The sequence below is a fragment of the Leisingera sp. JC1 genome, from assembly GCF_001679925.1.
In the GTDB taxonomy this organism is placed as follows: domain Bacteria; phylum Pseudomonadota; class Alphaproteobacteria; order Rhodobacterales; family Rhodobacteraceae; genus Leisingera.
The window spans coordinates 89,398-115,171 of sequence record NZ_LYUZ01000081.1; the positions used below are offsets into that span (position 1 = coordinate 89,398).

Sequence of the window (25,774 nt, forward strand, 5' to 3'; positions counted from 1 at the left end):
GGCTGCCCGCAGAGGAGCAAGATGAATGCAGCGCAAACTGCTGGGTGATCAGGGATTAAAGGCCGCCAAGCGTTCAAACAGCGTGTGAATGCCCGCGCGGTTCACATTGGCGAAGGCAATGCGGAACTGGCGAGCGCCATCCGGGTCGCCCTCGGGCATGAACATTGAGCCCGGCAGCATCAGGATGGACGCCTCCTTTACCAGCTTGCGGGCAATCTGGTCCGCGGGCTGGTCGAACGGGTGTTCGACATAAGCGAAATAGGCGCCGCAACCGAGGAGTTTCCAGCCTTTTGCGGCCAGCACCGGAAAGCCTTCCTCAATCGCGAGGCGGCGGTCGAGGATCACCAGTCGTTCACCTGCCAGCCAGTGATGCAGGTTTTCAATGCCCCACAGCGCGCCGGCCTGCCCCAATTGCGAGGGGCAGATGGTGACGGTGTCCAGAAATTTCTCCATCTCAAAAAGGCGGTCCGCTGAGGCGGCGATGGCGCCGACCCGATGGCCGGTCAGCCGGTAGGCCTTGGAGAAGGAATAGAGGTGGATCAGGGTGCTGTCCCAGTCCGGCATTTGGAACAGCCCATGCGGGGCGCCGCCGCGGCTGTCGAAATCGCGGTAGGTTTCATCAACAATCAGCGCGAGGCCGCGGCTGCGGGCTAGGCTGAAGAAGGACTGAACCAGACCGCTGGGGTATTCCACGCCGCAGGGGTTGTTTGGCGTGACCAGCACGATGGCGCGGGTGCGGTCCGTAATCAGCGCCTCTGCCGCGGCCAGATCCGGCAGCATGCCATCGCCCACATGCAGCGGCACGGCAGTAACGCTTGCCATGTCCAGCCACATTTTGTGATTGAAGTACCAGGGGACCGGAATGATCACCTCGTCGCCTTCACCGCAAAGGGCGGCAATGGCGGCAGCAAATGCCTGGTTGCAGCCGGACGTGATGCCGACCTGCTGCGGCAAGACCTCTGCCTGATAGTGGCGGCACATCTGCTGGGCCAGAGCCCGGCGCAACGGGTCATTGCCAAGGACGGGGCCATAGAGATGCGCAGAGACGTCATTCAGCGCGGCCTCCGCCAGCGCCTGGCGCAGACCTTCCGGCGGCGCCTCTGCCGGGGCGGCTTGGCTCACGTTCAACAGCGGTCGGTCCGGCGGAAAATCCGCCCCGGCCACCCAGCGGCGCGATTCGACGATGGGCGATACAAAGGTGGATTGGGTGCGGGGCAGGGGCATGGGCGGCTCCGGTCTGCAGCGAAAGTTCAGGCGCATCCTGATGCGCGCCGGGATATGTCTGGCACGGCGCCCCTTGCGGCTCAAGCGGGAAGGGCATTTGGATCCAACCTAAGACCGGTCTATCCAACGAAAAAGGCGCGCAGTGACGCGCGCCTTTGGCATTTTGCAGTCTGGATCAGTTCAATCCGTGCCGCGATAGGGTTCGACGTACTGCAGCGCCATATCCCAGGGGAAGAAAATCCAAGTGTCCTGGCTCACCTCAGTGATAAAGGTGTCCACCATCGGCCGCCCCTTGGGCTTGGCATAGACAGTTGCGAAATGCGCCTTGGGGTACATCTGGCGCACCAGTTCAAGGGTTTTGCCGCTGTCGACCAGATCGTCAATGATCAGCACGCCATCACCGTCACCCATCAGACCTGCGTCCGGCGCCTTCAGCACCTCGGCCTCGCCCTGGGCCTGGTGGTGGTACGACCGCACAGAGATGGTGTCGACGGTGCGGATGTCGAGTTCGCGGCTGACGATCATCGCGGGCGCCATGCCGCCGCGGGTGATCGCCACAACGGCGCGCCAGGCACCATCGTCGGGACCTTGCCCGTCCAGACGCCAGGCCAGCGCGCGGCTGTCGCGGTGGATCTGGTCCCAGCTGATGTGAAAGCCTTTTTCGTGCGGCAGACGATCTGTCATGTTATGTGCTCCCCGCGGTGTCGCGCCAGCTTGCGGGCGCCCGGACCGATGCCCGGGCGCCCTTGTTTTCAGTTACTTGGAAATATCCGGCGCATCGACCGCCTTCATGCCGACCACATGATAGCCGGCGTCCACATGCAGATTCTCGCCGGTGACGCCGGAGCTGAGATCGGACAGCAGATAGAGCGCAGATTTGCCCACATCGTCGATAGTCACGTTGCGGCGCAGCGGCGAGTTGTACTCGTTCCACTTCATGATGTAGCGGAAGTCGCCGATACCCGACGCGGCCAGGGTTTTGATCGGACCAGCAGAGATCGCGTTGACGCGGATGCCGTCCTTGCCCAGGTCTTCGGCCAGGTATTTGACGGAGGCCTCGAGCGCGGCCTTGGCGACACCCATCACATTATAATGCGGCATCACTTGCTCGGCACCGTAATAGGTGAGGGTCAGCAGCGAACCGCCTTCGCTCATCATTTTTTCGGCGCGGTTGGCCACGGCGGTGAAGGAGAACACCGAGATGTCCATGGTCATCTGGAAGTTGCTGCGGCTGGTGTCGACGTAGCGGCCGCGCAACTCATTCTTGTCGGAGAACCCGATGGCGTGGACCACAAAGTCCAGCTTGCCCCATTTGGCTTCCAGTTCAGCGAACAGCGCGTCGATGGACGCTTCGTCCGACACGTCGCAAGGCAGGACAATGTTGCTGCCCAGCTGTTCGGCCAGCGGGTCGACCCGCTTTTTCAGCGCATCGCCCTGATAGGAAAAGGCAAGCTCGGCGCCGGCGTCTGCGCAGGCCTTGGCAATGCCCCACGCAATGGATTTGTCGTTGGCCAGGCCCATGATGAGGCCGCGCTTACCGGCCATCAGTTGACTAGACATGCAGGTTCTCCGCCTGTGATCTGATAATTTAGCGGTGTTTATAATGCCGCGCGGGGCGCTTCAAGGGTTCACGCCCTTGCAGGCGGAAAGGAAGCTCCCTAGGTTGCAATCAAATTCCCGTTTGAGGTGCCCATGTCCGACCGTACAGGTATATTTGAAGGCGACGATCCGTTTGCCATTGCCAGGTCCTGGCTTGCAGAGGCGGAGCAGACCGAACCAAATGACGCGAACGCCATTGCGCTGGCCACGGTGGACGAGACCGGGTTGCCCAACAGTCGCATGGTTCTTCTCAAGGAAATCGAGGACGCCGCCTTTGTGTTCTATACCAACTACGGCAGTGCCAAGGCGCAGGAACTGGACCATGCGGGCAAGGCAGCCTTTGTGATGCACTGGAAATCCCTGCGCCGTCAGATCCGCGTGCGCGGCACCATCACCCGCGAGGAAGGGCCACAGGCGGACGAATACTACAGGTCCCGCTCGCTCAAGAGCAGGCTGGGGGCCTGGGCTTCAAAACAGTCGCAGCCGCTGGACAGCCGTGGCACGCTGATGGCGGAGGTCGCGAAAGTGACCGCGATGAAAGGCCCGAATCCCGAGCGCCCGCCGTTCTGGGGCGGATACCGTCTGGTGCCGGTTGAGATCGAGTTCTGGGCCGATGGCGCCTTCCGGTTGCACGACCGGTTCCGCTGGCGCCGCGATGACGCATCTGCAGCATGGCAGATCAATCGGCTCAATCCCTGACAGGAATCGTCAGTTTACCTTGGGTCAAGGGGTCTTTCGTGACAATTTCAAGACTTTTTAGCTTGAATTCCAAGGTCAGTTTGGCGCATCAGGACACCATCAAAAAACAAGAAACGCGGTAGGGAATATCCAGTGGCAGAAGATCTCAGCAGCTTGCAGCAAGTTCAGGGGCTGGTGAAGTGGTTCGACCCGGCGAAAGGGTACGGCTTTGTCGTTTCCGACACCGGCGGACCGGACATTCTTCTGCATGTGAATGTGCTGCGCAATTTCGGGCAAAGTTCTGTTGCGGACGGCGCCCGCATTGAGATCGTGACGCATCAGACCGGACGCGGTGTTCAGGCCGTGGAAGTGATCTCGATCCAGCCGCCGGAGCGCGAAGACACCCCGGTGTTGAGCGATTTTGCCGAACTGGATATGGGCAGCCTGCAAAATGAGCCGCTTGAGCCCGCACGGGTAAAATGGTTCGACAAGGGCAAAGGCTTTGGCTTTGCCAATGTGTTCGGCCGCGGCGAAGACGTTTTCCTGCATGTAGAAGTGCTGCGCCAATCCGGCCTTGCGGATCTGCAGCCCGGCGAAGCCCTGGCGATGCGGGTTATCGATGGCAAGCGCGGCCACATGGCGGTCGAGGTGCTGGCATGGGAAGCCGCATTGGCGGCAGGCCACCAGGACTGAGCTGATGTTGCGGCGTCTTCGGTATTGGAGCCTCGCCGCAGCCGCCAGTTTCGCGATGGCCGCACCAGGTTTCGCCGGAGAATGCCAATCCGGCCGGGTCGATCTGCGCGGCAGCTGGGGGCAGACCGGATTTTCAGTCGAAATCGCTGACGATGAGCAGGAGCGCGCCCAAGGGCTGATGTTCCGCAAGTCGATGCCGCGCGGGGCAGGGATGCTGTTTGTCTACGACCGGCCCCAGCCCGCGGCGTTCTGGATGAAGAACACCCTGATTCCACTGGATATCATTTTCCTGAACGAAAATGGCCTAGTGACCTCAGTGCATGAGAACGCCAAACCAGGCGATCTGACCCCGATCCCGGGCGGAGATGACGTGTTCGCGGTGCTCGAAATCAACGGCGGGCTGGCCCGTCGCTACGGCATCACTTCCGGCACCCAGATGCGGCATCAAATTTTTTCCGCCGGAGGCGCAGTTTGGCCCTGTTAGGGGTTTTCAAATCACTTTGCCGGAGATAGGAAGGCGCACGGTCCGGGGCGTGGCGCAGTCTGGTAGCGCACCTGTTTTGGGTACAGGGGGTCGTGAGTTCGAATCTCGCCGCCCCGACCACTCCTCTCCATTAAACCTCAGCGAATCCCAACCAAGAGAATCTGCCACAGGGATTCGCCTCACGCTTTTGGAGATACGCGCACCACAAACACAACCTCAAGCGTTAACATTTCCTTAACACCCTGTTAACACACTCTTAACCATCTGGTGCTGACCCGCATCACTTGATTAATGGCACTGCAGGCGCCGATGCCGCAGCGCCATGATGCCATCGGAAGATCACCGTAAAGTTGTTTGCGCGCGACACTTGCCGCCAGTTGGTCGACAGATGTGAATCATTGCCCGGTAGAACTGCAGTTCTGGCTTCTCTGCGAAGCGGCAAGTCACTTGCTTGGCGTAAGAATTCCGGGCTGGCAGCTGACCAGAGTTTCGCACCGAAGGACGTGGCAGCCTGTGGATGAATCAACGGCCTTCACCGGACCCTTGAAACCGAGAATAGCGTCAACAGCAAAGATCGTTGCAAAGGGGTAAATTTAACGTTGACCGTTTGTGTGTGAATACGCCAAATTGTGGACACCGGTTGCGACGGCACTAAATCTGGTGGATTAAGGGGCCGCAGCAACAACGCTGACAAACAGCAGACAGTCCTGTGAAGAAAGGCCGGCGAGGGCCGCAAGTGCGCCGTATGCGGCGTACGCCGGATATCTGCGTTCTGAGTGGCCGGTATGGCTGGTGCGGGGGCACCGTGACACTGACCGATGTGTGCTTGAGAAGGGGCAGAGCATGAAGATCGAACGGAAATTCACCAAACCCGGGCAGGATGCTTACGCCGATCTGGCTTTTGTCTCCGCCACCTCGGAGATCCGCAACCCGGACGGGACCATTGTTTTCCGGCTCGACAATATCGAAATTCCCGCGTCGTGGAGCCAGGTGGCCAGCGACGTGATTGCCCAGAAATATTTCCGCAAGGCAGGTGTGCCGTCCCGCCTGAAAAAGGTCCGCGAAAAGGACGTGCCGGAGTTTCTGTGGCGCTCTGTCCCGGAAAAGGGGGCTGAGTTCGGCGGTGAGACCTCCTCCAAGCAGGTGTTCGACCGTCTGGCGGGCGCCTGGGCTTACTGGGGCTGGAAGGGCGGCTATTTCTCCTCTGAGACGGATGCACGCGCCTACTACGACGAAATGCGTTATATGCTGGCGACCCAGCGCTCGGCCCCGAACTCGCCCCAGTGGTTCAACACCGGCCTGCATTGGGCCTATGGCATCGACGGCCCGGCCCAGGGCCATCACTATGTCGATTACAAGACCGGCAAGCTGACCAAGTCGGACAGCGCCTATGAGCACCCCCAGCCGCACGCCTGCTTCATCCAGTCGGTCTCGGATGATCTGGTCAAGGACGGCGGCATCATGGACCTGTGGGTGCGCGAAGCGCGGCTGTTCAAATACGGCTCCGGCACCGGCACCAATTTCTCCCATCTGCGCGCCGAGGGCGAGCCGCTGTCCGGCGGCGGCAAATCCTCCGGCCTGATGGGCTTTCTCAAAATCGGCGACCGCGCGGCGGGCGCCATCAAATCAGGCGGCACAACCCGTCGGGCAGCAAAGATGGTGATCGTGGACGCCGATCACCCGGATATCGAGCAGTTCATCCAGTGGAAGGTGATCGAAGAGCAGAAGGTCGCGTCCATCGTCGCGGGCTCCAAGATGCACGAGAAGATGCTGAACGGCATTTTCGAGGCGATCCGCAGCTGGGACGGGGCTGAGGCCGATGCCTATGACCCGGCGGTCAACGACGGGCTGAAAAAGGCGGTCCGCGAGGCCAAGAAGGTCGCGATCCCGGAAACCTATATCAAGCGGGTGCTGGATTACGCTAAGCAGGGGCACACCTCGATCGAGTTTCCGACCTATGACACCGACTGGGATTCGGAGGCCTACAGCTCTGTTTCCGGGCAGAACTCCAACAACTCGATCCGGGTCACCAACGCCTTCCTGCATGCGGTCGAAAAGGACGCTGACTGGGAACTGTTCAATCGCACCGACGGCAAGGTTGCCAAGGTGATCAGGGCCCGCGATCTGTGGGAAAAGGTGGGTCATGCGGCCTGGGCCTGCGCCGATCCCGGCATCCAGTTCCACGACACCGTGAACGAATGGCACACTTGCCCGGAAGACGGTGAGATCCGCGGCTCAAACCCTTGTTCGGAATACATGTTCCTGGACGACACCGCCTGCAACCTGGCATCGCTGAACCTGCTGAGCTTCCTGAAGGACGGCCAGTTCCAGGCAGATGACTACATGCATTGCTGCCGTCTGTGGACGCTGACGCTGGAAATCTCGGTGATGATGGCGCAGTTCCCCTCCAAGGAAATCGCGCAGCGCTCCTATGACTTCCGCACCCTGGGGCTGGGCTATGCCAATATCGGCGGTCTGCTTATGAACATGGGCTACAGCTACGACTCGGATGAGGGCAGGGCGCTTTGCGGTGCGCTGACCGCACTGATGACCGGTGTGGCCTATGCAACCTCGGCCGAGATCGCCTCGGAACTGGGCGCATTCCCAGGTTATGCGAAAAACGCAGACCACATGCTGCGGATTATCCGAAACCACCGCAACGCTGCAAAGGGCAACGCTGAGGGCTATGAAGCCCTGTCTGTGAAGCCGGTGCCGCTGGACATCGCAAATTGCCCCGATGCGCTTCTGACCGATCTGGCCGCCAGCGCCTGGGACGAAGCACTGAAACTGGGCGAAAAGCACGGCTACCGCAACGCCCAGACCACGGTAATTGCTCCGACCGGCACCATCGGCCTGGTCATGGACTGCGATACCACGGGCATTGAGCCGGACTTTGCCCTGGTGAAATTCAAGAAGCTGGCAGGCGGCGGCTACTTCAAAATCATCAACCGCTCGGTGCCGTCAGCGCTTGAGGGGCTGGGCTATAGCTCCTCCCAGATCGAGGAGATCGTGTCCTACGCCGTCGGCCATGGCTCCATTGGCAACGCGCCGGGCATCAACCACACCTCGCTGGCAGGTCACGGCTTTGGCCCCAATGAGCTGGCCAAGGTGGATGCGGCGCTGGAATCGGCCTTTGACATCCGCTTCGTGTTCAACCAATGGACCCTGGGCGAAGATTTCTGCACCGGCGTGCTGGGCATCCCGGCGGCCAAGCTGAACGACCCGACCTTCGACTTGCTGCGTCATCTGGGCTTCACCAAGGCGGATATCGAGGCGGCCAACGACCATGTCTGCGGCACCATGACCCTAGAAGGCGCACCGCATCTGCAGGAAGAGCATTACGCGATCTTTGACTGCGCCAACCCGTGCGGCAAGAAAGGCAAGCGTTTCCTGAGTGTTGACAGCCATATCTACATGATGGCTGCGGCCCAGAGCTTCATCTCCGGCGCGATCTCCAAAACTATTAATATGCCGAATTCGGCAACCATCGAGGACTGCCAGAAAGCTTATGAGCTGAGCTGGAGCCTGGGCATCAAGGCCAACGCGCTGTACCGCGACGGCTCCAAGCTGAGCCAGCCGCTGGCAGCTGCTTTGGTCGAGGATGACGACGACGCGGCGGAGGTGCTGGAGAGCGGCGCACCGCAGGAGAAAGCGGCTGTTCTGGCTGAGAAGATCGTCGAGAAAGTGGTCATCAAGGAAGTGCTGAAATCGCACCGCACCAAGATGCCGCAGCGCCGCAAGGGCTATACCCAGAAGGCGGTTGTCGGCGGCCACAAAGTGTATCTGCGCACCGGCGAGTACGAGGACGGCAACCTCGGCGAGATTTTCATCGACATGCACAAGGAAGGCGCAGGCTTCCGGGCGATGATGAACAACTTTGCCATCGCGGTGTCGGTCGGCCTGCAGTATGGCGTGCCGCTGGAGGAGTTCGTCGACGCCTTCACCTTCACCAAGTTCGAGCCCGCGGGCATGGTCCAGGGCAACGACTCCATCAAGAATGCGACCTCGATCCTCGATTATGTGTTCCGCGAACTGGCGGTTTCCTATCTCGACCGCACTGATCTGGCGCATGTGAAGCCAGAAGGCGCTACCTTCGACGATCTGGGCCGAGGCGAGGAAGAAGGCGTATCGAACCTGTCCGAGCTGAGCGAAAGCGCCGCGACCCGGTCGCTGGAAGTTCTGAAGCAGATCTCCTCGACGGGCTATCTGCGCAAGCGTCTGCCGCAGGATCTTGTGGTGCTGCAGGGTGGCCAGACCGACGCAGGACTTTTGGGCACTGGAACCGATCCGGTGGCGGCGCTGCAAACACTGGTGCCCGAAACCACTGAGGCGCCGGCGCAAAGCAACGGCGGAATGGACGCGCGCACTAAAGCAAAAATGCAAGGCTATGAAGGTGAAGCCTGTGGCGAATGCGGCAACTACACGCTGGTTCGCAACGGCACCTGCATGAAATGCAACACCTGCGGGGGAACCTCCGGCTGCAGCTGAGGAACCTCTGCCTGCGGCACCGGCACACCCCCGACGGTGCCGCAAAAAACACCTCAAGCGGGATGAGTTCCGCTTCGAACAAGATCAGGAACGGGTGCGCCCGTTCTGAACACCGGGATGGCCCAGGTAAGAAAAAACTTTCGGGCAGTCAATGAAGGAGCCTGACCGGTGACAACTGGCTTCCTCTGGATCAGAGGGAGCCATTTTCTTTTAGGGGGCTGCGTTTTGACCCTCAATAAATCTTATAATCAGAATTATGGTAAATAATAGGGCGACCTGAGTGGCTATGGCGGCAAAATATTCGCAAGATCAGTGCCTTAGCGGCCTCAGCAGACCCTCTTGGGCTACGCTGGCCACCAAATCCCCGTCTTTTGTATAGATCGATCCGCGATTGAAACCGCGGGCGTTGCCGGTGAATGGTGCGTCCATCGAATACAGATGCCAGTTCTGCAATTGCACCGGAGCATGGAACCACATTGCGTGATCCAGACTGGCCGTCATCGCTTCAGGATTGTGAAACGTCAGCCCATGCGGACGCATCGAGGATCCCAGCAACCCGAAGTCCGACACATAGGCCAGCAGAATGTGTTGCAGTTCCGGGCCAGCGCCGCGTGCCGCTTCCATTCGCACCCACATCTGGTTGGCATCACTGGTTTTTTCGGGTGCCACCGGGGCGCGCGGCTCCACCTCGCGGATTTCAAACGGCCGCGGACGCAGCAGTTCAGCCTGCTTGTCCTGCGCAAATCGGCTGGCATTCCGCTTGAGGATCTCGTGGCGCGGTTCCAAGCTGCCCGGATCCGGCACCTCGGGCATTTTGTGCTGATGATCCCAGCCGTCTTCCTGGGCATGAAAGGATGCTGCCAGGTTCAGGATTTGCTTTCCGTTCTGAATCGCCACAACCCGCCGCGTGGTAAAACTGCGGCCGTCGCGCGAAGGATCAACCTCGTAGATTACCGGCCTAGACGGATCGCCGGGCCGGATGAAATACGCATGAAGAGAATGGCGTAAACGTCCGGAAATAGTAGAATAAGCCGCAGTTAACGCCTGCGCGATCACTTGCCCGCCGTAGATCCGCGTCGGGGTTTCACCACCAGATCCGGACCCGCGGAAAAGATTGGTGTCCAGGCTTTCAAGATCCAGGAGATCAAGCAGAACTTTGGCGGTATCAGTCATAGGTATCGCTTTCCATTCACCAGCCGTGTTGCCGGAAATGCACGTTAATCTGTGATGGCGCCATGCACCAGTGCCTTGAGTTCCGGGCGTGACGGGTATGAACTGGAGGGCGCTAGCTGGGTCAGAAACACCACTGACAAGTTCAGTTTCCGGTCGACCCAGAAAAAGGTCGAGGCAATTCCACCCCAGCTGAAGTCACCTATGGAACCAGGACAGCGCGCACGTGCAGGATTCAGCACCACCGCACCACCGAGCCCGAAGCCTATGCCTTCCATAGGCTGCTCTGCAAAACTGCTGGGCCCCATCGACGCGATGTCGCCAGCAAGATGGTTTTGCATCATAAAATCAATCATATACGGGCTGACTATGAAACCATCATTGCAACAGCCCCGCTTCCGGAGCATCTCAGCAAACGCCATGTAGTCGTCAATTGTACCAACCAGCCCGCCACCGCCAGACTGCATACTGGCTTGCTCAAATGGTGAGTTCCCGTAACAGTCAGTAAGGCGCAAGCTGTCACTGCCTGCATCCGCCGAGTTGAGCGCCATGGCATCACCGGCAAGCGGCGTATAGAGCGAGGCAAAGCGGCTCCCTGCCCCGTCTGGCACCTGAAATCCGGTCTCTGCCATGCCCAGCGGCTCAAAGATTTCACTGCTCAGGAAACCGCCAAGCGACTTTCCGGAAACAACCTCCACAACCCGGCCAAGCACATCCGTAGCCACCGAATATTCCCAGCGGTTCCCCGGTGTGAACGCCAACGGCAGCTCTGCCAGGCGTGCAACCATCGAGGACAGCGGGCCATGGTCCGGTTTGAACAGGATATCTTCTCTTGCCATCGCTTCGGGCAAAACTCCCGGATTGAACGGATAACTCAGCCCGCTGGTATGTGTCAGCAGCTGATGCAGAGTTGGAACCTGGCATGGTTCAGTCTGATCTATGGCCGTTGCAGCCGGTATCAGTGCCCTCATGCTACTGAATTCCGGGAGGAAATCGCTGACTGGCGCATCCAGGTGAAACGCGCCGCGTTCCAGCAGCATCATGACAGCCAGTGACGTCACTGGCTTGGTCATCGAGTAGAGCCGCACCAGCGTATCGCGGGTATATGGCAGGTTCTCTTCTATGTTCCGCATCCCAACAGCATGGAAGTAGATTTCCTCACCACCGCGGCGGATCAGCAATGTGCTTCCGGGGTATTTCCGTTGGTCCGCATAGCGTTGCTGCCAGGAGTTAATTCTCCCCATTCGCTCAGGGTTCATTGGTGCCTCCCGTCCATGCCCGGTAGTCCCCACAGGGGCTGTCTGGATAATGCGTTGCACGCTTGGCCAGGTCGAGCGGATTTTGTACCTTTGGCTGAGTGGACTATTCTGCCATCTACCGCGGGCATCAATCAGCGGCCTTCCGGTTTCTTCAACCAGAGCAAGTTGCGTCACGTTTTTTACGCCTAATTACGTTTGTGTGTTCGCATTCGAAATAAATTTGTCTTAGAAGTTCAAAGGGAAAGACGGCAAGGACATACCGATGGCGAGTATTCTGGTTTTGAACGGACCCAACCTGAACCTGCTTGGCACACGCCAGCCGGAGGTCTATGGCTCTGTGACATTGGCAATGGTTGAGGACGCCTGTGCGGATCATGCCGCGAAGCTGGGTTTGGAAGTAGCCTGCCTGCAATCAAACCACGAGGGTGCGCTTATTGACGCGATCCATGATGCCAAGGGCCGCCATCAGGGGATTATCCTGAATGCCGGTGCCTATACCCACACCTCAATCGCACTGATGGATGCCTTGATTTCCGTGGAAATTCCGGCAGTTGAAGTGCATCTTTCAAACATTCATGCACGCGAGTCTTTCCGCCACACCTCCTACATTTCCAAGGCAGCACTGGGGCAGATCTGCGGATTTGGCGCACAGGGTTATTTGCTGGCACTGGATGCATTGGCGGTGCATTTGAAGGGTGCCGGTGCCGCATGAAAATCCGGAAATACCTGAATTTTGTCTGCGGCGCGCAGAGTCTGGAAGAGCTGTGGCATGGCCACGTTCAGCAAATGTCGGAATATGGCTTCGACAGGCTGATCTATGGGCACACGCGCTACAAGACGGAGACATCCTTGGGGGATCCGGATGACTTTGTCATACTGTCCAACCATGAGAACGCGTACTTGGACGGCTTCCTGCGCAAGGGGCTCTATTCTCACGCGCCAATGCTTCGCTGGGCTCTGGAAAATGAAGGGCCGGGAAGCTGGCGAATTGTGCAAGAGATGGCCGCAAAAGGCACCCTGGGACCAGAAGCTCTGAAAGTACATGAATTCAACCAAGCATTGGATATGAAAGCTGGCTATACGATCAGCTTTTACTCCTCGTCTCCGCGCTACAAGGGTGCGATTTCCCTGGCCGCCCGGCCGGGCCTGTCTCAGGATCAGGTAGATGCCCTGTGGCAGGAAGAGGGTGACGATATTGTCCTGATGAACAACGTCGCGCATTTGAAAATTCTCACCCTGCCCTATGAAGCTCCGCACCGGAGCCTGACCAAACGGCAGCGGGAAGTGCTGCAATGGGTTGGCGATGGCAAGACGACTCAGGATATCGCATTGCTGATGGGACTGACGCCGGCGACAATTGAAAAACACCTTCGCTTGGCACGGGAATCTTTGTCAGTGGAAACCACCGCACAGGCTGTCCTGAAAGCCGCCCTTTATAACCAGATGTATGTAGTAGACGCCTAAGGTTTGAACCGCGCCTCCTCCCATCCAGCATCAGCTTTGAAGTTTACATCTCTGAAATAGTGATGTTTTTTCATGTAAAGCAGCCTCCATTTGAAAACGGTTCACTCAGTAACAGCAGCGCAAAAGACGTTAATTAGCGTCAAAAAGTATGGTATTCTGTACTACCGCTAAAGGATAATTCATTGCAAATTCCTCATGTTCCGTGAGTGGTGGCTTTGGCCAAGGAACTTTGGGTATCGAACCTTGCGATTTCAAGGCTCTCCTACCTGGTCTGGGGCAGGCACGTATAGATCCGTGTTCTGCCCCGATATATGAGGGGTCCTGCCCATCCCCATCAGCGGGGCCCCTCGCAACTTCCTCCTAAACAGATTTTCCCTCTAATCCCAGGTGGCTGGACCCGCGTCAGTGGCCTGCCTTCTCAAGCAACCAGCACCCACAAAAAAACCGGCAGGAGATCTCCTGCCGGCTTCCGAACCTGATGCGTTGGGACCAGATCAGCCCTGAGCAGCCTTGGCAACTTCTGCTGCGAAGTCCTCTTTCTCGACCTCGATACCTTCGCCGACTTCCACACGGACAAAGCCGGTGATGGTGGCGCCAGCTTCCTTGGCAGCGGCTTCCACGGTCAGGTCAGGGTTCACGACGAACTGCTGGTTCAGCAGGGTCGATTCAGCCACGAATTTCTTCATGCGGCCTTCGATCATCTTCTCGATCACCTGCTCCGGCTTGCCGGATTCGCGGGCGATGTCGATCTGAACCTGCTTTTCCTTTTCAACGATCGAAGCATCCAGGTCAGCTTCGGACAGCGCCGCCGGGTTCACGGCTGCGATGTGCATTGCAACCTGTTTGCCAATGGCTTCGTCGCCGCCGTTCATTGCAACCAGAACGCCGATTTTGCCCATGCCGGCAGTTGCCGCGTTGTGGACGTAGGACACGACGGTCTCGCCTTCCAGCGATTCCATGCGGCGCAGCGACATGTTCTCGCCGATGGTGGCGATCTTGTCGGTCAGGGTGTCGGCAACGGATTTGCCGCCCAGATCTGCAGCGGCCAGCGCTTCGACGTCAGCGGCGCCCAGGGCTGCGGTGGCGATTTTGCCGACCATTTCCTGGAACTCGCCGTTCTTTGCGACGAAGTCGGTTTCGGAGTTTACCTCGACGGCAACGCCCTTGCCGCCTTCGACGACAACTGCCACCAGGCCTTCTGCGGCGGTGCGGCCGGATTTCTTGGCGGCTTTCGCCAGGCCTTTGGTGCGCAGCCAGTCAACAGCGGCTTCCATGTTGCCGTCGTTCTCGACCAGTGCTTTTTTCGCGTCCATCATGCCTGCGCCGGTGGATTCGCGCAGTTCTTTCACCATTGCTGCAGTGATTGCCATCTCTTGGCTCTCCTCAATTCAAAAACAGATTTGGGGCAGGTGATACCCTGCCCCGCATGTCAGTTCCGTGACAGAACGGATCAGGCTTCGGCGGCTGCTTCTTCAGCAACGGCCTCTTCTGCCGGTGCTTCTTCCAGCGCGCCCAAGTCAACGCCTGCTGCGCCCAGCTGAGCCGACATGCCGTCCAGAGCGGCGCGGGCAACCAGGTCGCAGTACAGCGAGATGGCGCGCGAAGCGTCGTCGTTGCCCGGGATGATGTAGTCAACGCCATCGGGCGAGCAGTTGGTGTCGACAACAGCCACAACCGGAATGCCCAGTTTCTTGGCTTCGGCGATGGCCAGTGCTTCTTTTTTCACGTCAATGACGAACAGCAGATCCGGCACGCCGCCCATTTCGCGGATGCCGCCCAGGGAGGCCTGCAGTTTCTCCTGGTCGCGTTCCATGCCCAGACGCTCTTTCTTGGTCAGGCCTTCGGCGCCGCCGGACATCTTCTCGTCGATTTCCTTCAGGCGGTTGATCGACTGGGAAACGGTTTTCCAGTTGGTCAGGGTGCCGCCGAGCCAGCGGTGGTTCATGAAGTACTGAGCAGACTTCTCGGCTGCTTCGGCGATCGGGCCGGCTGCCTGACGCTTGGTGCCGACGAACAGGATGCGGCCGCCTTTGGCAACGGTGTCGCGAACAACCTGCAGCGCCTGGTCCAGCATCGGAACAGTCTGGGTCAGGTCCATGATGTGGATGCCGTTGCGCGCGCCGTAGATGAAGGGCGACATGCGCGGGTTCCAGCGCTGAGTCTGGTGACCGAAGTGTACGCCAGCTTCCAGCAGCTGACGCATGGTGAACTCGGGAAGAGCCATGCTATTCTATCCTTTCCGGTTTCTATCCTCGGCGGGGGTTCAGAGCGGGTGCTCCAACCGGGGGTCCGTCAGGGATGTCTCCCCTGATCAGGCCAAACCCCGCCTGCGGGTTCGTAGGCGCGCCTATAGATCAGAAATTGCATGCTGACAAGGGCTGCGGGCAGAAAATACGGGGCAACCCGTCAAATACCTGCCGGGCGGCCTGTTTCATGGCCATAGCGGACCAGCTCCTCTGCCATGGCGGCCAGGGATTTGCGGTCTGCGAAATCTGAGACCTTCAGCGGCGGATGATAGATCAGCTCAACCGTGCCCTGCCGCGGCGCAGCCAGTGTCTTGAGCAGATGAGGCCCAAAATCCATGTCGCCCCACCACGCATAATACCTGTCCGGCTGCCCCCGGGGCGAAAGAAACCGTACCGATACCGGCTGAACATGCAGGTGCTCGCGCAGTTCATCTGTGAAAAAGGCCGCGAACAGCGTTGTTTTAAAAGACAGAACCCGCAACCCGTCAGTGGACGTTCCTTCTGGAAAGAACAGCAGCTTGTGGCCCGCCAACAGACGCGTTTCAAACAGCTCCGCCTGCTCCCTTGCCTTTTTGGGATTGCGTTCAATGAAAACGGTGCCTGTCGCCCGTGCCAGCCAGCCGATCCCCGGCCATTTGGCGACCTCGGCCTTGGAGACGAAATAGATCCGCTTGCGGGCATTCAGAGCAAAAATATCCAGCCAGGAGGAATGGTTGGCGACCACAGCTCCGTTCCGGCGCATCAATTCTCCCCGTGTTCTGTAAGCGATGCCGAGGATGCGGAACGCGTTGCGGCAGACGAACTGGGTGATAAAGGGCGTCACCGGGCGCCGCACTCCGAACAGCGGCCGCTCGATCAGCCGTACCATCAAAAGAACAGCCAGCCCGCCAAACACCAGCAGCGCCAGCGGCAGCCCGCGCAGAACCACCAGCAGCCAGCCGGCCGGGCTGATCCGTATGGGATCCGGGGGCACTTCACTGTGCCAGCTGATGCTCATCCGCGGCCTCCCGCATAAATTCTGCGCTGCCGTTCGTTCATCCGGGTCGTGTCCAGGATCAGGCAGACATCCGTCGTGTTGAAGGCATGATCGATATAGGCTCCTTCCCCGACAAAGCCGCCGAGCCGCAGATAGGCCTTTATCAGCGCTGGAGTTTCGATCATGGCGCGTTTGCGGTCCAGGTTACCGACACCCACCAAGTCCATGGACTGAAAGGCTTTTGACCGCACGCGCAATTCGGGCGGCGCCAGGTGGTTGTGATGCAGCATGGCTAGTGGATTGGCTAGTTCCTTCGGGCTGGTGCCATGGAAGCTTGCGACGCCGAACAGGATCTCAATCCCGTTCTTTTCAACATAGTCCGCCAGCCCGGACCAAAGGTGAAACATGGCGATGCCGCCGCGGTAATCGGGATGCAGACAGGACCGGCCAAGCTCCAGCAACCGGCGGCCTGAGGCCTTAAGCGTGCTCAGGTCGTATTCATCTTCGGAATAGAATTGACCCGCCTGCGCCGCCTGGTCATCCCGCAGCAGCCGGTAAACCCCGGCCACCGTGCCTGTGGCCTTATCTGTCACCAGCATGTGGTCGAAGAACTGGTCGAACCTGTCCCGCTCCAGCCCTTCCTGATGATCAACCATCTCGCCGCCGCCGCCCAGTTCGCGAACAAACACGTCATAGCGGAGGGCCTGCGCGGCGCGCAGTTCACTCTCGGTTTCGGCGATCTTTACGGAAAATTCCGGTGCGGTGTCGGACATTCACTCACCTTCGCGTCGTTCAGTCTTGAGCGCTACTCGCCAATAAGGCAAAGAGCGCGCAGGAATTGGAGAGAATTTGAGGGATTACGTTAACCCTTCATAAACCGTTATGGATCAAAGACGGGAATAAGGGAGACACGCGCTCCGTCAATCACAAGCTTGCCCTGATCGGGAAAGTTCACAGTGATCTTGCCGCCTGCGTTCGACTGCACCTGGCCCACGCCCCACTCAGGGTGATCCGGGTGCCGGACAAACATGCCGGGGGCTAAAATAGCGTTGAGGTCATTCATAGGGGGATGGCCCAGTTCGGAGGAAGTAGTAGTTATGGGTGTAGATAACGCCAATCTGGCCGCATTGGTAGGGTCGCGGATCTGTCATGATCTGATCAGCCCAGTCGGTGCCATCAACAACGGGCTGGAGCTCCTGGGCATGGCCGGCAGCATGTCGGGTCCGGAGCTGGAGCTGATTTCCGACAGCGTTGCAAATGCCAACGCACGCATCCGCTTCTTCCGCATCGCCTTTGGTGCGGCAGGCGATCAGCAGACACCGCGGGCGGAGATCGTTTCCGTGCTGGAAGATGTCAGCAAGGGCGGACGTATTCAGTACCAATGGTCGCCGCTGGAGGGCTGCACCCGAAGCGAGGCGCGCCTGGCGCTGTTGTCGGCGCTGTGCCTGGAAAGTGCCCTGCCCTATGGCGGCACGGTCAAAATCTTCTGCGCCGACGGCAAATGGACGATCGTCGGAGAAGGCCGCAAGGTCACGGTTGATGATGAGCTGTGGGCGCGGGTCAGCGGAGGCAGCTCCAACGCCGAGATTACACCCGCACTGGTTCAATTCGCCTTGCTGCCGGAGGCCGCCAAGGAGGCTGGCCGAACCGTACGGCTGGAATTGAACCTGGAAAACATCACGATGCAGTTTTAAGAACTGCATCCTGCGCAAAGAAACGCCGGGCGGGCCGCCCGGCGTTTTGCATTTTTTAAGGGTCAGGCGCGGGTGGTTCCGTTGCCGCGCACCAGATATTTGAAGCTGGTGAGCTGGGTTGCGCCGACCGGTCCGCGGGCATGCATCTTGCCGGTTGCGATACCGATTTCCGCTCCCATCCCGAATTCGCCGCCATCGGCAAACTGGGTTGAGGCATTGTGCATCAGGATGGCGCTGTCGAGTTCTGCAAAAAACTTCTGAACCGCGTCCTCGTCCTCAGTGATGATGCAATCGGTGTGCTGCGAATGGTGCGTGCGGATGTGCTGGATTGCTTCATCTATGCCCGCTACCTGCCTGGCAGCAATGATGGAATCCAGATATTCCTTACCCCAGTCATCGGCCGTAGCGGAGATCATGCCGTCCGGTCCGGGCAGCCCTGCCTCGGCGCGGATTTCGACACCGGCGGAGGCCAGCGCGTCCAGAACCATCTTGCCCAGTGTCGGCGCAATATCCTGATGGATCAGCAGGCATTCCGCGGCACCGCAAATGCCGGTGCGGCGGGTCTTGGCGTTCAGCACCACATCCAGCGCCTTCTGCGGATCGGCGGCCTTGTCGAGGTAGATGTGCACGATCCCCTCAAGATGGGCAAAAACCGGCACCCGCGCCTCGCGCTGCACAAGGCCGACCAGCCCCTTACCGCCGCGCGGCACGATGACATCCACATAATCTGTCATGGTCAGCAACTCCTGCACCGCGGCGCGGTCGCGGGTCGGGACCAGTTGTACGGCGTCCTCCGGCAAGCCTGCGGATTTCAGACCTTCCGCCAAGCATGTATGGATCGCCTGCGAGGAATGGAAGCTTTCGGAGCCGCCGCGCAGGATCACCGCGTTGCCCGATTTCAGGCAGAGCGCGCCGGCGTCAGCCGTCACATTGGGGCGGCTTTCGTAGATCACACCAATCACGCCCAGCGGCGTTCGGACGCGCTGGATTTTCAGGCCTGTGGGCTGCTCCCACTGTTCCATCACTTCGCCAACAGGGTCTCGCTGGTCCGCCACGGCGCGCAGGCCGTCGACGATGCCCTGGATGCGGGCTTCGTCCAGCATCAGCCGGTCCATCATCGCGTCAGACAGGCCCTTGTTCCGGCCAAACTCCAAGTCCTTGGCGTTTGCCGCGATGATTTCTGCCCGGCGGCTCCAGACCGCCTCTGCAGCGCCTATCAGGGCTGCATGTTTGCGTTCCGCACTGGCCGTAGCCAGGATTTGCGCCGCTTGCTTTGCACGTTTGCCTAGCTCCGCCATCACTGCGGGAATATTTTCATTGTCTTTCATATGTCTCGTGCCCTTGCCGGTCCCTGTCTGGCACTGGGTGCCGTCCCGGCTGGAATAAACTATCAGGTGGTTCGGTCAAAGCGCCATATCATCGCGGTGGATCAGCGCGGCGCGGCCGGGATAGCCCAGCGTCGCCTCAATCTCCTGCGATTGGCGCCCCTGGATGGCGCGGGCCTCGTCAGCCGTATAGCGCGACAGCCCCTGCCCCAGTTTGCGCCCGTCTGGGCCGAGGATGGCCAGCGGATCGCCGCGGCCAAAGTCACCCTCCACATGACGGACACCTGCGGGCAGCAGGCTTTTGCCGGACATCAGCGCGCGGGCAGCGCCTTCGTCGATGGTCAGAACGCCGCGGGTCTTCATCGCCGCGATCCAGCGTTTGCGTGCGGCCTGCGGGTCGCCCTGCCCGGTGAACCAGGTGCAAGGCGCGCCTTCCTCCAGCGTTTTCAGAGGGTTCAACGGCGAACCTTCAGTGATCGCCATGGCACAGCCGGCGGCGGTTGCCATCTTGGCAGCCAGCAATTTGGTGATCATCCCGCCCTTCGAGAGACCGGAGACGCCATCGCCAGCCATCGCCTCGATCTCGGGTGTGATCTCGTCAATCCGGTCATAGCGTTTGGCATCCGGGTCCAGTGCCGGGTTTGCACTGTAGAAACCATCCACATCGGACAACAGGATCAGCGCGTCAGCTCCGACCGTCACTGCGACCTGCGCCGCCAAACGGTCGTTGTCGCCATAGCGGATCTCATCCGTGGCGATGGTATCGTTTTCGTTGACGATGGGCACAGCGCCCATCCCCAGCAGTGTTTCAAGTGTCGCGCGGGAGTTGAGGTAGCGGCGGCGGTTTTCGCTGTCCTCCAGCGTCACCAGAACCTGCGCGGTGGTGATCCGGTGCGGTGCCAGCGCCTCCTCATAGGCGCGGGCTAGGCGTATCTGACCGACGGCAGCCGCAGCCTGCGACTGTTCCAGAGGCAGATCGGCGCGGGGCAGCCCCAGCACACCGCGGCCCAGAGCGATGGAGCCAGAGGACACCAGCACAACATCGGTGCCGCGGGACTTCAGCCAGGCAACATCATTTGCCAGTGAATGCAGCCAGCCAGCGCGCAGCTCGCCGGTTTCCCGGTCAACCAGCAGCGCCGAGCCGATTTTGACGACAATGCGTTTTGCCGACGTCAGGGCTGCCAAGGCGCTTCCTCCTCGGCGGGCTTCATCCGCAGGCGGTCGTCGTCGATCTCGTTGCGCAGCGCGCGCAGAATTTCGTTCACGCCCTGACGGCTGACGCCGGACATCAGATGCACCGGACCTCCAACAGCCTCTTCCAGGGCTTTGCGTTTCTCGTCCAGTTCCTCCGGATCGATGGCATCTACCTTGTTGAGCGCAGTGATCCGGGTCTTGGTGGCTAGAACGCCGCCATAGGCCTCCAGTTCACCGATGATGGTCTCGTAATCCTCGACCACGGTTTCGGAGGTTCCGTCGATCAGGTGCAGCAGCACCGCGCAGCGCTCCACATGGCCCAGGAAGCGGTCGCCGATCCCCTTGCCCTCATGCGCGCCTTCAATGAGGCCCGGAATGTCCGCGACCACAAATTCGGTGTTATCGATGCCAACCACGCCCAGGTTCGGGTGCAGTGTGGTAAAGGGGTAATCAGCGATCTTGGGACGGGCGTTGGAAGTGGCCGACAGGAAGGTCGACTTGCCCGCGTTCGGCAACCCCAGAAGACCCGCATCTGCGATAAGCTTGAGCCGCAGCCAGATGGTGCGCTCGACGCCCTCCTGGCCCGGATTGGCGCGCCGCGGCGCCTGGTTGGTAGCGGATTTGAAATGCAGGTTGCCAAAGCCGCCATTGCCGCCCTTGGCCAGTAGAACGCGTTCGCCGGGCACGGTAAGGTCCGCCAAAACGGTTTCCTGATCCTCATCCAGGATTTCCGTCCCCACCGGGACACGCAGAATAATGTCGTCGCCATCCTTGCCGGTACGCTGGCGGCCCATGCCGGACTGGCCGTTCTTGGCAAAGAAGTGCTGCTGATAGCGGAAGTCAATCAGAGTGTTCAGCCCCTCGGTGACCTCTGCCCAGACAGAGCCGCCCTTGCCGCCATCGCCCCCGTCCGGACCTCCGTACTCGATGTATTTCTCACGGCGGAAGCTGACACAGCCGTTTCCGCCGGCGCCCGAGCGGATATAGACCTTTGCCAGATCGAGGAATTTCATGACAGCTCCTTAATGCAGCAGGACATATTTCCTGCCCGCGCAGTACAAGTGTCCCGCCAAGGCCCGGGGCCGCGGCGGGACTGTTTCGATTGCCTTACCGCAAAGCGCGCGCCGCGCCAATCACAGTTTTCGGCTGTAAGTCCAGGTTGGGACGGTAGTGTCGCGGGCCACCGAGTAGCTTTCGGCGTCGCCCAGATAATCGAAGCCGCAATGGATCAGCACCCGGGCCGAAGCCGGGTTGTCCTGAAAAACGCAGACGAACATCGCATCGTTCTTTTGCGGGTTGGCATCAACCAGCGCCTTCAGCGCCGCAGAGGCAAGCCCGGTGTTCCAAAACGGCGGCGCCGTCCAATAAGAGACCTCCGACTGGTTCCGGTCCATCCGTTTTAGTCCGATAACACCCTTCAGTTCGGAATCGCCTTCGACGGTGCCGTCAATCACCCAAACGTCCTCCTCCCGCTCTTCAGCCATCGCACGTGCCACAAAGGCCTCAGCCGCGCCGGGCGGCAGCGGATGCGGTACCGAACGTGTCATGCGGGCGACGCGCTGGTCGCTGACGTAATGCTCAATCAGGCCGGCATCGGACTTTCGAAGCGGCCGCAGCACAAAACGCTCTGTTTCGATGACTTGCTGGCACACGATCTGTTCCAGGTTCATGGGTCTGCTCCTCCTCAACCCGTATTCTTGCGGCTGCTTGCTTGAGATGTGTCTGCGCGGCTGCAACGGCAACAGTTACAGCGTTCAAATTGTGCAAAATTCCCGTTTTCCGGACGTGAACACATTCTGCGCGCGCCCAAACATCGGACTTTCCAGGGAAACTCATCACATTCTCACAGACAAAAACGGCAAAGGGGACCGGCCTTGTAGCCGATCCCCCTAAAGATTTCTTTACCCTTCGGGTCGGCTTACTCAGCGGCCTCCGCCACTGGGAGAACCGATACAAAGGTGCGGCCTTTCAGGCCCTTGCGGAAGCTCACAGCACCGTCAGCAGTTGCAAAGAGGGTGTGGTCTTTGCCCATGCCCACGCCTTCGCCGGCCCAGAACTTGGTGCCGCGCTGACGCACGATGATGTTGCCTGCGATGGCCGCCTGGCCACCGTAGAGTTTCACGCCAAGGCGGCGACCAGCAGAGTCGCGGCCGTTACGGGAGGAACCGCCAGCTTTTTTATGTGCCATTCTCTCTCTCCTTAGCCTTTAGCCAGTTCTTTGGCCTGCTCAACCCACTCGGGCTTCACTTTGATCGCCTCGATACCAGCAATGTCGTCTTCGGACAAGGCTGCGATCTGAGCAAAAGTGGTCAGGCCTGCTTCTGCCAGTTTCTTGGCAGCTGCGGGACCAACGCCGGTCAGGGCGGTTAGGTCGTCCGAACCTGCAGCAGCTTCAGCGGCCGGAGCGGCTTTGGCTTTTTCAGCAGCTTTCGGAGCGGCTTTGGTTGCGCCCGATGCCAGGATCTCGGTGATCCGGACCAGGGTCAGCTTCTGACGGTGGCCTTTGGTGCGCTTGGAGGAGTGCTTCCGGCGGCGCTTGACGAAGTGGATCAGCTTCTCGCCTTTGATCTGCTCGATCACTTCTGCCTTGACGGCAGCGCCGTCAACCAGCGGAGCACCGACAACCGGAGCGTCGCCGCCCAGCATCAGAACTTCGTCGAATTGGATGGTGTCGCCGGCATCTGCAGCAAGTTTCTCAACACGGAGCACGTCGCCCGCCTGAACCTTGTACTGCTTGCCGCCAGTCTTGAGGACCGCAAACATGTGCGTCTTTCCTTTTCTAACCGCGTCCTACGGCCCCCTTGCGGGCGTTTCGGCAGATGCCGCCTCGAACAGCGCGCCCTTGAATGGGCGTATGACAAATAAACCCCGGCGCACGGATTCCGGGCCGGGATGCGGGCTTATGGTTCGGATCTTTGAGTGTGTCAACCGTTTTCCACAGGCTTTTCAGCTGCCCTGCGGAAATCAGATGTCCTGTCCCGGTGTCAGCTCCGCCATGCGGTGGGCAAGTTCCTCGAAACGATTGGCAGTGATCTCGTACTGGACGGCATTCAGCAGTTCGTAGACCCGCTGCATCGGCTCCTCTTCCAACGCTTCGACATAGGCCTGCACTTCTGCATCCGAAAACTCCTGATAGGTATAGGCGGATGCTGCTAGGCTGGAAGCCTGCAGGCTGAGGCGCAATTCGCCCTCCTGCTCCTTCATAAGCGCCCGCAACTCGTCTGCGTCCAGTTCCAGGTCGATCACGCCAGCGGCAGCGGCAGCCATCAGGAACCGGAACTGGATCTGCTGCAGCGCCTTCACGCCAGTGCCTGCAGCGTCAATGGCGCTCCCCATACGCTGGTACATCGCCACCCGCTTACTGCCGGCCTTAACCAGATCCGAGATGATGCGGTTGCCCGCCAATTGCTTCACCTCGTCATCCTCAATCAGGTGAGACGAATTCTCCGCCCGAACCAGCCGTTTTCCAAGATCACTGGCATAAAATGAGGCAGCATGGTCCAGCGCCGCATCGTCAAGGGTGTTTTCAAGGATATCCAGCGCCAGGCCGCGCATCTTGTCGGTGTCAAAGACGTCTTCGGACATTTGGGTCCACTGACTGCCAAAGGAACCAGCGTCGACGCCCAGCATATCCGGTGCAGTTGACGCTGACAGCGCTATGCTGTCGAGCGCCACGTCAAACCCGGTGACTTCCAGAAACGCCTCGATCCGTGCCCGGTCGGCGGCGGCGGCAGGCAGAACGGCGGCACAGCAGGCGAGCCACAGCATGACAAGGGAGCGTATCAGGAATGCGGGCGAAAAATGGAACATCTGCATAGTGCAAATCTAGGCAAAAACCTTTGGCTGGCAACGGAAATCCGGCTTTTTTTGAGAAAGGCACAATTCGCCCCTTGCGCCGGTCCGGAATCAACCTTAAACGCTGCCCCACCAGACCCCCGCGGAGAGGTGCCGGAGTGGTCGAACGGGGCGGTCTCGAAAACCGTTGTGGGTGCAAGCCCACCCAGGGTTCGAATCCCTGTCTCTCCGCCACTTTCCCTACAGACCGCTCCCCAAACTGAATGCTTAAGATCCCGCCGGGTCGGCGCGCCGGTCTCCAGCCATGCTCCGCAGGCTTGGACACCCTTTAGAATACGCGCCTAACTTTTTTAATTTGGAAAAGAAAAAGGCCAGGCATTGCTGCCCGGCCTTTGTTTTGATTTGCTGTGCGCAGATCAGGCGCGGCGGCGGCGTCCGCCGGCGCGGCCGCCACGGCCACGGCCCTCTTCGCCCTCGGCTGCCGGGGGCTTGTTGAACTTGATCCACTCGCCGCCATGCGGGTCGTTGTTGGTCAGGAAGTTGGCAGCGCGGATGGCTTCCATTTCCTTGCCGGCGCGCGGCTTGGTGGAGCCGAGGCCGAACATGGTGACAAATGCCTCATCATCCATGCCTTCCGGCAGGATGATACCAGCGGCCTCGACCGCGGCCTTCTTCTCGGCAATCGCCTTTTGGGTCACCGGCAGCGCCACCGGGTTCATGATCGCAGAGGTCATGCCCGCGCCCATTGCCATCGGCAGGAAGGCGTTGTTGATGCCGTGACGGTTCGGCAGGCCGAAGGAGATGTTGGAGGCACCGCAAGTGGTGTTCACGCCCAGTTCTTCGCGCAGACGGCGGACCAGGGCAAACACCTGAAGACCGGCAGTCGCCATTGCGCCAACCGGCATCACCAGCGGGTCAACCACGATGTCATGCGCCGGGATGCCGAAATCGGCAGCGCGCTCAACGATCTTCTTGGCGACGGCGAACCGCACATCTGGGTCTTCCGAGATGCCGGTGTCATCGTTGGAGATCGCCACAACCGGCACGTTGTACTTTTTGACCAGCGGCAGGATCTGCTCCAGGCGCTCTTCTTCGCCAGTGACAGAGTTCAGCAGCGGACGGCCTTCGCAGATTTCCAGGCCGGCTTCGAGCGCGCCGGGAACCGAGGAGTCGATGCAGAGCGGCACGTCGACCAGGCCCTGAACCAGCTCGACGATCTTCTTCATCAGCGGCGGTTCGGTCTCGTTCGGGTTCGGGTTGGAGTTGTAAACCACACCCGCATTGATATCGAGCACGGTTGCACCGGCCAGCACCTGAGCCACAGCGTCTTTTTCAACGGTGGAGAAATCGCCGGCTTCCAGTTCGGCCGCCAGTTTCTTGCGGCCGGTCGGGTTGATGCGCTCACCGATTACGCAGAACGGCTCATCAAAGCCCAGGACCGCGGTTTTTGTTTTTGATTCTACGACTGTACGGGTCATTGTGGAT

General features: G+C 59.8%; 25 protein-coding genes and 2 tRNA genes. 9 read left to right on the plus strand and 18 right to left on the minus strand.

Annotation, left to right across the window (positions count from 1 at the left end):
* Positions 1 to 48 precede the first annotated feature (48 nt).
* The 3 genes from A9D60_RS08460 to fabI all read right to left on the minus strand — a co-directional run bounded on the left by A9D60_RS08460 (position 49) and on the right by fabI (position 2,784).
* Complete coding sequence (locus A9D60_RS08460; protein ID WP_065267171.1) at positions 49 to 1,224, minus strand: aminotransferase; 1,176 nt, start codon at positions 1,222 to 1,224, stop codon at positions 49 to 51.
* A gap of 180 nt (positions 1,225 to 1,404) precedes the next feature.
* Positions 1,405 to 1,908, minus strand: a complete 504-nt coding sequence (gene gpt, locus A9D60_RS08465) for a xanthine phosphoribosyltransferase (protein WP_065267172.1) — start codon at positions 1,906 to 1,908, stop codon at positions 1,405 to 1,407.
* Positions 1,909 to 1,980: 72 nt separating this feature from the next.
* A complete protein-coding gene (gene fabI, locus A9D60_RS08470) occupies positions 1,981 to 2,784 on the minus strand; it encodes an enoyl-ACP reductase FabI (RefSeq protein WP_039182935.1) in 804 nt (267 codons plus the stop codon).
* 132 nt (positions 2,785 to 2,916) lie between these two features.
* Here fabI and pdxH point away from each other — a divergent pair, with 132 nt between their 5' ends.
* The 5 genes from pdxH to A9D60_RS08495 all read left to right on the plus strand — a co-directional run bounded on the left by pdxH (position 2,917) and on the right by A9D60_RS08495 (position 9,166).
* On the plus strand, positions 2,917 to 3,522 hold the full coding sequence (gene pdxH, locus A9D60_RS08475; protein ID WP_065267173.1) for a pyridoxamine 5'-phosphate oxidase: 606 nt from the start codon (positions 2,917 to 2,919) through the stop codon (positions 3,520 to 3,522).
* Between the two features lie 132 nt (positions 3,523 to 3,654).
* The gene (locus tag A9D60_RS08480; RefSeq protein ID WP_065267174.1) at positions 3,655 to 4,194 is read left to right on the plus strand and encodes a cold-shock protein; all 540 of its coding nucleotides are present in this window, start codon (positions 3,655 to 3,657) and stop codon (positions 4,192 to 4,194) included.
* A 4-nt stretch (positions 4,195 to 4,198) separates the two neighbouring features.
* Positions 4,199 to 4,678, plus strand: coding sequence for a DUF192 domain-containing protein (locus A9D60_RS08485; protein WP_065267175.1), 480 nt, complete (start codon positions 4,199 to 4,201; stop codon positions 4,676 to 4,678).
* A gap of 43 nt (positions 4,679 to 4,721) precedes the next feature.
* Positions 4,722 to 4,798 (plus strand) — tRNA-Pro (locus A9D60_RS08490).
* A 723-nt stretch (positions 4,799 to 5,521) separates the two neighbouring features.
* On the plus strand, positions 5,522 to 9,166 hold the full coding sequence (locus tag A9D60_RS08495) for a vitamin B12-dependent ribonucleotide reductase (RefSeq protein ID WP_065267176.1): 3,645 nt from the start codon (positions 5,522 to 5,524) through the stop codon (positions 9,164 to 9,166).
* Positions 9,167 to 9,475: 309 nt separating this feature from the next.
* On the opposite strand, the gene A9D60_RS08500 is transcribed toward A9D60_RS08495, so the two are convergent.
* Together A9D60_RS08500 and A9D60_RS08505 are read right to left on the minus strand one after the other, a co-directional pair.
* Positions 9,476 to 10,339, minus strand: a complete 864-nt coding sequence (locus tag A9D60_RS08500) for an acyl-CoA thioesterase (RefSeq protein ID WP_065267177.1) — start codon at positions 10,337 to 10,339, stop codon at positions 9,476 to 9,478.
* Positions 10,340 to 10,383: 44 nt separating this feature from the next.
* Positions 10,384 to 11,595, minus strand: coding sequence for a serine hydrolase domain-containing protein (locus tag A9D60_RS08505; protein WP_065267178.1), 1,212 nt, complete (start codon positions 11,593 to 11,595; stop codon positions 10,384 to 10,386).
* A gap of 262 nt (positions 11,596 to 11,857) precedes the next feature.
* Here A9D60_RS08505 and aroQ point away from each other — a divergent pair, with 262 nt between their 5' ends.
* Both aroQ and A9D60_RS08515 read left to right on the plus strand, forming a co-directional pair.
* Positions 11,858 to 12,307 (plus strand): type II 3-dehydroquinate dehydratase, encoded by a 450-nt coding sequence (aroQ, locus tag A9D60_RS08510; RefSeq protein WP_065267179.1) that lies wholly within the window; start codon positions 11,858 to 11,860, stop codon positions 12,305 to 12,307.
* Positions 12,304 to 13,059: a helix-turn-helix transcriptional regulator gene (locus tag A9D60_RS08515; RefSeq protein ID WP_065267180.1), complete on the plus strand. Its 756-nt coding sequence runs from the start codon at positions 12,304 to 12,306 to the stop codon at positions 13,057 to 13,059. Before aroQ ends, A9D60_RS08515 begins: the two co-directional genes overlap by 4 nt.
* A 494-nt stretch (positions 13,060 to 13,553) precedes the next feature.
* Here A9D60_RS08515 and tsf read toward each other — a convergent pair whose 3' ends face one another.
* The 5 genes from tsf to A9D60_RS08540 form a co-directional block, all read right to left on the minus strand.
* Positions 13,554 to 14,429: a translation elongation factor Ts gene (gene tsf, locus A9D60_RS08520; RefSeq protein WP_065267181.1), complete on the minus strand. Its 876-nt coding sequence runs from the start codon at positions 14,427 to 14,429 to the stop codon at positions 13,554 to 13,556.
* 80 nt (positions 14,430 to 14,509) lie between these two features.
* Entirely contained in the window at positions 14,510 to 15,283 is a 774-nt protein-coding gene (gene rpsB / locus A9D60_RS08525) for a 30S ribosomal protein S2 (protein WP_065267182.1), read from the minus strand.
* Positions 15,284 to 15,465: 182 nt separating this feature from the next.
* A complete protein-coding gene (locus A9D60_RS08530) occupies positions 15,466 to 16,302 on the minus strand; it encodes a lysophospholipid acyltransferase family protein (RefSeq protein ID WP_065267183.1) in 837 nt (278 codons plus the stop codon).
* Positions 16,299 to 17,054, minus strand: a complete 756-nt coding sequence (locus A9D60_RS08535) for a GNAT family N-acetyltransferase (protein WP_065267184.1) — start codon at positions 17,052 to 17,054, stop codon at positions 16,299 to 16,301. The genes A9D60_RS08530 and A9D60_RS08535 overlap by 4 nt, the downstream gene beginning before the upstream one ends.
* A 107-nt stretch (positions 17,055 to 17,161) precedes the next feature.
* A complete protein-coding gene (locus A9D60_RS08540; RefSeq protein WP_039145992.1) occupies positions 17,162 to 17,344 on the minus strand; it encodes a DUF3553 domain-containing protein in 183 nt (60 codons plus the stop codon).
* Positions 17,345 to 17,378: 34 nt separating this feature from the next.
* Here A9D60_RS08540 and A9D60_RS08545 point away from each other — a divergent pair, with 34 nt between their 5' ends.
* Complete coding sequence (locus A9D60_RS08545) at positions 17,379 to 17,975, plus strand: histidine phosphotransferase family protein (protein ID WP_065267185.1); 597 nt, start codon at positions 17,379 to 17,381, stop codon at positions 17,973 to 17,975.
* 62 nt (positions 17,976 to 18,037) lie between these two features.
* On the opposite strand, the gene A9D60_RS08550 is transcribed toward A9D60_RS08545, so the two are convergent.
* The 7 genes from A9D60_RS08550 to A9D60_RS08580 form a co-directional block, all read right to left on the minus strand.
* Entirely contained in the window at positions 18,038 to 19,303 is a 1,266-nt protein-coding gene (locus tag A9D60_RS08550; protein ID WP_065267186.1) for a glutamate-5-semialdehyde dehydrogenase, read from the minus strand.
* Between the two features lie 75 nt (positions 19,304 to 19,378).
* A complete protein-coding gene (gene proB / locus A9D60_RS08555) occupies positions 19,379 to 20,485 on the minus strand; it encodes a glutamate 5-kinase (RefSeq protein WP_065267187.1) in 1,107 nt (368 codons plus the stop codon).
* On the minus strand, positions 20,473 to 21,507 hold the full coding sequence (gene obgE, locus A9D60_RS08560) for a GTPase ObgE (RefSeq protein WP_065267188.1): 1,035 nt from the start codon (positions 21,505 to 21,507) through the stop codon (positions 20,473 to 20,475). The genes proB and obgE overlap by 13 nt, the downstream gene beginning before the upstream one ends.
* A 120-nt stretch (positions 21,508 to 21,627) precedes the next feature.
* A complete protein-coding gene (locus A9D60_RS08565) occupies positions 21,628 to 22,164 on the minus strand; it encodes a GNAT family N-acetyltransferase (protein ID WP_065267189.1) in 537 nt (178 codons plus the stop codon).
* Positions 22,165 to 22,412: 248 nt separating this feature from the next.
* The gene (rpmA, locus tag A9D60_RS08570; RefSeq protein ID WP_019297807.1) at positions 22,413 to 22,682 is read right to left on the minus strand and encodes a 50S ribosomal protein L27; all 270 of its coding nucleotides are present in this window, start codon (positions 22,680 to 22,682) and stop codon (positions 22,413 to 22,415) included.
* 11 nt (positions 22,683 to 22,693) lie between these two features.
* Complete coding sequence (gene rplU / locus A9D60_RS08575; protein ID WP_065267190.1) at positions 22,694 to 23,257, minus strand: 50S ribosomal protein L21; 564 nt, start codon at positions 23,255 to 23,257, stop codon at positions 22,694 to 22,696.
* A 201-nt stretch (positions 23,258 to 23,458) separates the two neighbouring features.
* The gene (locus tag A9D60_RS08580) at positions 23,459 to 24,310 is read right to left on the minus strand and encodes a DUF2059 domain-containing protein (protein ID WP_065267191.1); all 852 of its coding nucleotides are present in this window, start codon (positions 24,308 to 24,310) and stop codon (positions 23,459 to 23,461) included.
* A gap of 123 nt (positions 24,311 to 24,433) precedes the next feature.
* On the opposite strand from A9D60_RS08580, the gene A9D60_RS08585 reads away from it, so the two are divergent.
* A tRNA-Ser gene (locus tag A9D60_RS08585) sits at positions 24,434 to 24,523 on the plus strand.
* A 182-nt stretch (positions 24,524 to 24,705) separates the two neighbouring features.
* Here the strand turns inward: A9D60_RS08585 and A9D60_RS08590 are convergent.
* The gene (locus A9D60_RS08590; RefSeq protein ID WP_065267192.1) at positions 24,706 to 25,767 is read right to left on the minus strand and encodes a methyltetrahydrofolate cobalamin methyltransferase; all 1,062 of its coding nucleotides are present in this window, start codon (positions 25,765 to 25,767) and stop codon (positions 24,706 to 24,708) included.
* Positions 25,768 to 25,774 lie beyond the last annotated feature (7 nt).

What these genes read in the sequence shown, in the direction of transcription:
- A9D60_RS08460 (WP_065267171.1), bottom strand. Translation starts at nt 1,224, where the DNA reads ATGCCCCTGCCCCGCACCCAATCCACCTTTGTATCGCCCATCGTCGAA.
- gpt (WP_065267172.1), bottom strand. Translation starts at nt 1,908, where the DNA reads ATGACAGATCGTCTGCCGCACGAAAAAGGCTTTCACATCAGCTGGGAC.
- fabI (WP_039182935.1), bottom strand. Translation starts at nt 2,784, where the DNA reads ATGTCTAGTCAACTGATGGCCGGTAAGCGCGGCCTCATCATGGGCCTG.
- pdxH (WP_065267173.1), top strand. Translation starts at nt 2,917, where the DNA reads ATGTCCGACCGTACAGGTATATTTGAAGGCGACGATCCGTTTGCCATT.
- A9D60_RS08485 (WP_065267175.1), top strand. Translation starts at nt 4,199, where the DNA reads ATGTTGCGGCGTCTTCGGTATTGGAGCCTCGCCGCAGCCGCCAGTTTC.
- A9D60_RS08495 (WP_065267176.1), top strand. Translation starts at nt 5,522, where the DNA reads ATGAAGATCGAACGGAAATTCACCAAACCCGGGCAGGATGCTTACGCC.
- A9D60_RS08500 (WP_065267177.1), bottom strand. Translation starts at nt 10,339, where the DNA reads ATGACTGATACCGCCAAAGTTCTGCTTGATCTCCTGGATCTTGAAAGC.
- A9D60_RS08505 (WP_065267178.1), bottom strand. Translation starts at nt 11,595, where the DNA reads ATGAACCCTGAGCGAATGGGGAGAATTAACTCCTGGCAGCAACGCTAT.
- aroQ (WP_065267179.1), top strand. Translation starts at nt 11,858, where the DNA reads ATGGCGAGTATTCTGGTTTTGAACGGACCCAACCTGAACCTGCTTGGC.
- A9D60_RS08515 (WP_065267180.1), top strand. Translation starts at nt 12,304, where the DNA reads ATGAAAATCCGGAAATACCTGAATTTTGTCTGCGGCGCGCAGAGTCTG.
- tsf (WP_065267181.1), bottom strand. Translation starts at nt 14,429, where the DNA reads ATGGCAATCACTGCAGCAATGGTGAAAGAACTGCGCGAATCCACCGGC.
- rpsB (WP_065267182.1), bottom strand. Translation starts at nt 15,283, where the DNA reads ATGGCTCTTCCCGAGTTCACCATGCGTCAGCTGCTGGAAGCTGGCGTA.
- A9D60_RS08530 (WP_065267183.1), bottom strand. Translation starts at nt 16,302, where the DNA reads ATGAGCATCAGCTGGCACAGTGAAGTGCCCCCGGATCCCATACGGATC.
- A9D60_RS08535 (WP_065267184.1), bottom strand. Translation starts at nt 17,054, where the DNA reads ATGTCCGACACCGCACCGGAATTTTCCGTAAAGATCGCCGAAACCGAG.
- A9D60_RS08540 (WP_039145992.1), bottom strand. Translation starts at nt 17,344, where the DNA reads ATGAATGACCTCAACGCTATTTTAGCCCCCGGCATGTTTGTCCGGCAC.
- A9D60_RS08545 (WP_065267185.1), top strand. Translation starts at nt 17,379, where the DNA reads ATGGGTGTAGATAACGCCAATCTGGCCGCATTGGTAGGGTCGCGGATC.
- A9D60_RS08550 (WP_065267186.1), bottom strand. Translation starts at nt 19,303, where the DNA reads ATGAAAGACAATGAAAATATTCCCGCAGTGATGGCGGAGCTAGGCAAA.
- obgE (WP_065267188.1), bottom strand. Translation starts at nt 21,507, where the DNA reads ATGAAATTCCTCGATCTGGCAAAGGTCTATATCCGCTCGGGCGCCGGC.
- A9D60_RS08565 (WP_065267189.1), bottom strand. Translation starts at nt 22,164, where the DNA reads ATGAACCTGGAACAGATCGTGTGCCAGCAAGTCATCGAAACAGAGCGT.
- rpmA (WP_019297807.1), bottom strand. Translation starts at nt 22,682, where the DNA reads ATGGCACATAAAAAAGCTGGCGGTTCCTCCCGTAACGGCCGCGACTCT.
- rplU (WP_065267190.1), bottom strand. Translation starts at nt 23,257, where the DNA reads ATGTTTGCGGTCCTCAAGACTGGCGGCAAGCAGTACAAGGTTCAGGCG.
- A9D60_RS08580 (WP_065267191.1), bottom strand. Translation starts at nt 24,310, where the DNA reads ATGCAGATGTTCCATTTTTCGCCCGCATTCCTGATACGCTCCCTTGTC.
- A9D60_RS08590 (WP_065267192.1), bottom strand. Translation starts at nt 25,767, where the DNA reads ATGACCCGTACAGTCGTAGAATCAAAAACAAAAACCGCGGTCCTGGGC.